The following is a 1,690-nucleotide window of genomic DNA, read 5'->3' on the forward strand; positions in this document are numbered from 1 at the left end:
GTGCTGCAGATCCCCAGCCCCTCTCCCTGAGGGATGGCCCAAGCGCTCCGCGCCGCTCACGCGACCACCCCCGGCCCCTCTCCCGCTCTCACCCCCGGCCCCTCTCCCTGAGGGAGAGGGGGGTAGTGTTCCATCGTGGGTGGGAGGGGAGCTGACGCGGGATCCCTGAACTTAGCGCAGGGGCGAGTGCAGCAGCACCACCAGCCGCTCTTCCAGGAACTTGAGGTTGGCCACCACTTGGTTAAAGGCCTCTTCGGGGGTCCAGTCCATGAGATCTAGGGCCTTGGCCGCCAGCGCCTGTACGGGCACAGGCTCTTCCCCAAAAACATCAATCAGCCAGCGTACCGAGAAGGGATCGATGACAATGTTGCCTTCGGATCCCGGCCAGCCGTTGATGTTGACCGGGCCGTTGTCGCGGATGGCATTCTCGAAGGCAACCTTGGCGTTGAGACGCAGCAGCAGAGGATGGGCCTGCACGGAGCCGTTTCGCCATTCTTCCAGGGTAAAAGGGGCTGGTGGAGCGGGGCGAGGGTGGCCACACCAAAAATCAATCAGCCGGGTCAGGTTGGGAAAAATCAGCTCGATAAAGTGCAGCAGCTCCTCTTGGCTGAGCTTTTTAAGGTGGCGCAGGGCGTAGGGAACCGGCTTGGTGAGGACTCGCTCCAGCTTCCACTGCTGCCAGTTCACCATGCTAATGAACTCCAGCCCGGCCTGGCGCAGCATCTCGAACACCTGGGGCACCGTAAAGCCCTTGTCGCTGCGCAGCAGAAAGTTGGCCAGGATCCCGTTGGTGGTTTTGATGGCGTCTCCCTGCCAGTGGCTTTTGACGAAGCTGCCTTCATGGAGGGCATCCATCAGCTCTCGGAGAATGGGAACAGCTTTGGCAGCCGGCTCGTCCATCACCCCCAGCAGCTCCATGGCATCCTGCATGTTGAAAATAAACTGCCGCTGATAGAGGCTGTGGACGTTGGTGCGGATAATGCCCTCGGGTTTGAGCACCTGGCGCATGCCTTTGAGTCCGGCCACCGGATCTTCCAGCAGGTAGAGCACGTCGTTGCAGGCGATGAAATCAAACTGCTCCCCTAGCGCTCCCATATCGGTGATGTCTGCTACTTCAAAGCGCACATCTGGGATCTGGTGGAACTCGAAGCGCTGCCGGGCCATCTCCAGCGATTTCGGCGAGATATCCACCCCGACCAAAGAGGCACCTGGGTTGGCCGTGGCCAGAACCAGGGTTTCCCAGCCGGAGCCGCAGCCGGCGTTGAGCATCACTTTGCCTTCGGGCTTGACCACCTTGCGATCTCGCACGTAGCAGGCGGTGGTGTAGCTGTTGGCAAACAGGGCAAAGGTATCCGTAACCGTCTGCTCGATGGGGACGTTGGGATAGGGAAATTCGTCGAACTGCGCCTGCACCAACTTCGAGGCAGATTGCTCCGGCATAGGGATCCTTTTTTCTCTGGAGCCTATGGTAGCCAATCTTTAGCTTGACAGCGCCTCTTGTTTATTCCAGCCGCTCCTCGGTTTGCGGGTCAAAGAGGTGGAAGTGATCCATGTCAAAGACCACTTCTGCCCATTGGTTGACGCGAAGCTGGGTACGGGGATCCACGCGGGCCACAAACTCCTGCTCGGGGAGGATCCCTTCGGCGTCGGTGGTGCTGAGGTGGAGGATGACCTCGTGGCCCATCAGCTC

The 1,690-nt window shown here is 60.1% G+C and carries 1 protein-coding gene and 1 pseudogene; both read right to left on the minus strand.

What is annotated here, in order from left to right:
* Positions 1–171 precede the first annotated feature (171 nt).
* Positions 172–1,440 carry a class I SAM-dependent methyltransferase gene (locus NW857_RS12830; protein ID WP_414336044.1) on the minus strand — a complete coding sequence of 423 codons (1,269 nt, stop codon included), beginning with the start codon at positions 1,438–1,440 and terminating at the stop codon, positions 172–174.
* Between the two features lie 61 nt (positions 1,441–1,501).
* A pseudogene (locus NW857_RS12835) lies at positions 1,502–1,690 on the minus strand (glycerol-3-phosphate ABC transporter ATP-binding protein); the annotation flags it as partial.

It is taken from the genome of Synechococcus sp. H55.9 (assembly GCF_047462355.1).
GTDB lineage: Bacteria > Cyanobacteriota > Cyanobacteriia > Thermostichales > Thermostichaceae > Thermostichus.